Raw genomic sequence first — 4,496 nt, forward strand, 5'->3', positions numbered from 1 at the left:
TGCGGGCGGCCGCCCGCAGGTTGACGACCTCCAGCCACAGCTGCGCCAGCCGGTGCTTGAGCGCCTGGAAGCCGCCGACGGGCCGGTTGAACTGCTTGCGTTCCTTGAGGTAGCGGACCGTCTCGGTCAGCGTCCAGTCGGCGAGCCCGAGTTGCTCGGAGGCGAGCAGCCCGGCCCCGGCGCGCAGGGCCCGGCGTACGGCGGGTTCCGCGTCGCCGAGGAGGCGGCCGGGCGCCCCGTCGAGCGCGACCGTCGCCAGCGGCCGGGTCAGGTCCAGGGACGGCTGCGGGGTGACGGCCGCGGCGGAGGCGTCGACCGCGTACAGGCCGCCGTCGTCGGCGGGCACGAGCAGCACATCGGCGACGGCCGCGTCCGCGATGCCGGTCAGCTCGCCGTGCAGGGCGCCGCCCTCGAACCGTACGACCTTGTAGGCGCCGCCGGCGGGGACGTTCAGCGCGACCGCGAGGGCGCCGATCCTGCGGCCGGAGGCCAGCTCGGCGAGCAGGTCGTCGGCGGCGCAGGCCAGCAGGGCCTCGGTGGCGACGACGGCGCTCGTGAGGTACGGCAGGGGGGCGACGGCACGCCCCAGCTCCTCCAGGACGACGGCGGCCTCGCGGTGGGTGGCGCCCTGGCCGCCCCGGTCCTCGGGCACGAGGAGTCCGGCGAGGCCCATGCCCTCGGCGAGCGCCTTCCAGGCCGCCAGGTCGTGCGGGGCGTCCGTCTCCACGCGGGCGATGACTCCGGCCGCGTCGCAGTGGTCGGCGAGCAGGTCGCGGACGGCCGCGCGGAGGGCCTCTTCCTCCTCCGAGTACAGCAGGTCGGTCATCGGGCGAGGTCCTTCCAGGCGACGTCCTTGTCGGTGCGCGGCTCCGGGGGCAGGCCCAGGACGCGTTCGGCGACGATGTTCAGCAGGACCTCGGTGGTCCCGCCCTCGATGCTGTTGCCCTTGGAGCGGAGGTAGCGGTAGCCGGCGTCGCGGCCGACGAAGTCGACCAGCTCGGGGCGGCGCATGGTCCAGTCGTCGTACAGCAGGCCCTCCTCGCCGCGGAGTTCGACCTCCAGGCCGCTGATCTCCTGGTTGAGGCGGGCGAAGGCGAGCTTCATGCCGGCGCCCTCGGGGCCGGGCTGTCCGGCGACGAGCTGCTGGCGCAGCCGTTCCGCGGTGAGGCGGGCGGCCTCGGCCTCGACCCACAGCTTGAGCAGCCGCTGGTGGAGGTCGTGGGTGCGCAGCTCGGGCCGTTCGCGCCACGTCCTGGAGACGGGGCCGATCATGCCGCCCTCGCGGGGCAGCCGCATACCGCCGATGGCGACGCGTTCGTTGTTGAGGGTGGTCTGGGCGACCTTCCAGCCGTCGCCGACGTCGCCGAGGCGGCGGGAGTCGGGGATGCGGACGTCGGTGATGAAGACCTCGTTGAACTCGGCCTCGCCGGTGATCTGCCGCAGCGGCCGGACCTCGATGCCGGGGTCGGTCATGTCGCAGATGAAGTAGGTGATGCCCCGGTGCTTGGGCACGTCCGGGTCGGTGCGGGCGATGAGGATGGCCCAGCGGGCGACATGGGCGCTGGACGTCCACACCTTCTGCCCGTTGACCACCCAGTCTCCCCCGTCCTCGCGGACGGCGCGGGTGCCGAGCGCGGCGAGGTCGGATCCGGCGCCGGGCTCACTGAACAGCTGGCACCAGACCTCCTCCCCGGTCCACAGAGGCCGCAGATAGCGCCGCTTCTGCTCCTCGGTGCCGTAGGCGAGGATCGTCGGCGCGGCCATGCCGAGGCCGATGCCGATCCGCCGCGGGTCGTTGTCGGGGGCGCCCTCCGCCGCCAGGTCCGCGTCCACGACGGCCTGGAGGGAGCGCGGGGCGCCGAGGCCGCCGAGGCCCTCCGGGTAGTGCACCCAGGCGAGCCCGGCGTCGAAGCGGGCGCGCAGGAAGTCCAGCCGGTCGGTGGTGGCGGGCGGGTGCGCGGCCAGCAACTCGGCGGTGCGGCGCCTCAGTTCGGCTGCGTCGGTCATGCGGCGGCTCCGTTCTCCGGTGCGGGCACCACGACGACCCGGCCGGTGGTGACACCGTCCGCGACGCGCTGGACGGCGGCCGCGGCCCCGTCGAGCGGCACCCGCTCGCTCACCAGGGGCCTGACGACGCCACGCGCCGCCAGTTCGGTGAGCTGTTCGTGGCAGTGCTGGACCAGCTTCGGGTTCTTGGTGTTGTACAGGCCCCAGTGCAGGCCGAGGATCGAGTAGTTCTTGACGAGGGCGTGGTTGAGGCCGGGGCTCGGGATGGTCCCGCTGGCGAAGCCGACGACCACGATCCGCCCCTCGAAGGCGACGACCTTGGTCGACTGCGTGTAGGCCTCGCCGCCCACGGGGTCGTAGATGACGTCGGCGCCCCGGCCCCCGGTGGCGTCCTTCACGGCGGAGACGACGTCCTCGCTCCGCCGGTCCACGACCACGTCGCAGCCCAGCTCCCGGGCGACGGCGGCCTTGTCGGCGCCGCCGACGACCCCGATGACCGTGGCGCCGGCCGCCTTCCCGAGCTGCACGGCCGCGCTGCCGACCCCTCCTGCGGCAGCGTGGACCAGCAGCGTCTCCCCCGCTTCGAGGCGGGCCCGGCGGTGGAGGCCGAACCAGCCCGTCTGGTAGCCGATGTGCAGCGCGGCCACCTCCGCGTCGTCCAGCGCCTCGGGCGCCGGCAGGAGGGCCGCGGCGTCCGCCACGGCGTACTCGGCGAAACCGCCGTACGGCAGCGCCGGGGTGGCGATGACCCGGCGGCCGTCCTCGGTCTCGGCGCAGATCTCCACGCCGGGCGTGAACGGCAGCGGCGGGCGGACCTGGTAGTGGCCCCGGGCCATCAGGACGTCCGGGAAGTTGATGTTCGCGGCGCGCACCTTCAGCAGGACCTGGCCGTCACCGGGCGTGGGCCGCTCCACGTCCTGGAGCCGCATCACCTCGCTCGGCTCGCCGTTCTCGTGCACTTGCCATGCCTGCATGCGGTGCCTCCACGGGACAGCTTCGTCGGACCGGGGTCGACTGACATCCGCATACTAAGCGGTCGCTTGCCCTCCGGGGAACACTCGGCGGACAGTAGCGTGCGTCACGGGCGGGCGGGCTTGGCCCGGACGTGCATCCGCTCCCCCTGCGGCCCGAACAGGCTGAGGAACTCCGCCGGCGCCTCGCCGGCCGCCCCGAACCAGTGGGGTACCCGGGTGTCGAACTCGGCGGCCTCCCCGGCGGTGAGCACCACGTCGTGCTCGCCAAGCACCACCCGCAGCCTGCCTGAGAGCACGTACAGCCACTCGTACCCCTCGTGGGTGCGCGGGTCGGGGACCTGCTGCCCCTCCGGCTCGACGCGCACCTTGAAGGCCTGGAGGCCGCCCGGCTGGCGGGTGAGCGGCCAGTACGTGCGCCCGTGCCGCACGATCGGCTTGGACCGGACCCGCGGATCACCGACGGGCGGCTCCCCGATCAGTTCGTCCAGCGGGACCTGGTGGGCCCGCGCGATCGGCAGCAGCAGTTCCAGGCTGGGCTTGCGCAGCCCCGACTCCAGCCGGGAGAGGGTGCTCACGGAGATCCCGGTCGCCTCCGACAGGCCCGCGAGCGTCACCTCGCGCTCCTTCCGCAGGGCCCGCAGCCTCGGCCCGACCCCGGCGAGCACCTCGTCCGTGCCGCTCGCCCCGTCGCTCTTCTCGCTCATGCGGCCATTGCAGTTTCGGCAAAGAGGTTTGTCAATACGGCAGCTCTCGGGCGACCGTTTCCGTGGAGGTGGTCACCGTGACCCAGCAGTACGAAGTGATCGTGATCGGCGGCGGCGCGGCCGGACTGTCCGCGGCCCTGGTCCTCGGCCGGGCCCGCCGCCGGACCCTGGTCGTCGACGCCGGGGAGCCCCGCAACGCGCCCGCCGCCCACATGCAGGGCTATCTGTCGCGGGACGGCATGCCGCCGCAGGAGTTCCTGGCCGTGGGCCGCGAGGAGATCGCCCGCTACGGCGTCGACCTCGTCCGGGGCCGGGCGGCGGACGTCTCCCGCGACGAGGACGCGGGGGACCCCGGCTTCTCCGTGACCCTGGCCGACGGCCGGACCTTCCACGCCCGGCGCCTGGTCGTCGCCACTGGCCTCCAGGACGAGCTCCCGCCGGTTCCCGGCCTCGCCGAGCGCTTCGGCCGGGACGTGCTGCACTGCCCGTACTGCCACGGCTGGGAGGTGCGGGACCAGGCGTTCGGTGTGCTCGCCACGACCCCCATGAGCGTGCACCAGGCCCTGATGGTCTCCCAGTGGTCCAAGGACGTCACCCTGTTCCTTCACACCGTCCCCGAGACCGACCTCTCCGACGACGACCTCCGCCGGCTCGCCGCGGCGGGTGTCTCGGTCGTCCCCGGCGAGGTGGCGGCCCTGCTGACCGAGGACGACCGCCTCACCTGCGTCCGCCTCACCGACGGCACCACCCACCCCCGCCACGTCCTCTTCGCCGCCCCCCGCCCCCTCCCCCAGACCGCCCTCCTCGAACA

At 74.0% G+C, this 4,496-nt stretch carries 5 protein-coding genes; 1 reads left to right on the forward strand and 4 read right to left on the reverse strand.

Translation table 11 applies throughout. The features are described 5' to 3' along the window. The 4 genes from AOK23_RS31345 to AOK23_RS31360 form a co-directional block, all read right to left on the reverse strand. The coding region (locus tag AOK23_RS31345; protein ID WP_055715946.1) for an acyl-CoA dehydrogenase family protein at positions 1-826 on the reverse strand (826 nt) is incomplete at its 3' end. Then, the gene (locus tag AOK23_RS31350) at positions 823-2,007 is read right to left on the reverse strand and encodes an acyl-CoA dehydrogenase family protein (protein ID WP_055715947.1); all 1,185 of its coding nucleotides are present in this window, start codon (positions 2,005-2,007) and stop codon (positions 823-825) included. The genes AOK23_RS31345 and AOK23_RS31350, both read right to left, overlap by 4 nt. Next, on the reverse strand, positions 2,004-2,981 hold the full coding sequence (locus tag AOK23_RS31355) for an NADPH:quinone oxidoreductase family protein (RefSeq protein WP_055715948.1): 978 nt from the start codon (positions 2,979-2,981) through the stop codon (positions 2,004-2,006). The genes AOK23_RS31350 and AOK23_RS31355 overlap by 4 nt, the downstream gene beginning before the upstream one ends. Positions 2,982-3,085: 104 nt before the next feature. Then, on the reverse strand, positions 3,086-3,685 hold the full coding sequence (locus AOK23_RS31360) for a helix-turn-helix domain-containing protein (RefSeq protein ID WP_055715949.1): 600 nt from the start codon (positions 3,683-3,685) through the stop codon (positions 3,086-3,088). A 77-nt stretch (positions 3,686-3,762) separates the two neighbouring features. On the opposite strand from AOK23_RS31360, the gene AOK23_RS31365 reads away from it, so the two are divergent. Then, the coding region (locus tag AOK23_RS31365; protein ID WP_055715950.1) for an NAD(P)/FAD-dependent oxidoreductase at positions 3,763-4,496 on the forward strand (734 nt) is incomplete at its 3' end.

Source organism: Streptomyces torulosus, from assembly GCF_001419765.1.
Taxonomy (GTDB): domain Bacteria; phylum Actinomycetota; class Actinomycetes; order Streptomycetales; family Streptomycetaceae; genus Streptomyces; species Streptomyces torulosus.

Coding starts and splice junctions, on each gene's coding strand:
- AOK23_RS31350 (WP_055715947.1), bottom strand. CDS start 2,007: ATGACCGACGCAGCCGAACTGAGGCGCCGCACCGCCGAGTTGCTGGCC.
- AOK23_RS31355 (WP_055715948.1), bottom strand. CDS start 2,981: ATGCAGGCATGGCAAGTGCACGAGAACGGCGAGCCGAGCGAGGTGATG.
- AOK23_RS31360 (WP_055715949.1), bottom strand. CDS start 3,685: ATGAGCGAGAAGAGCGACGGGGCGAGCGGCACGGACGAGGTGCTCGCC.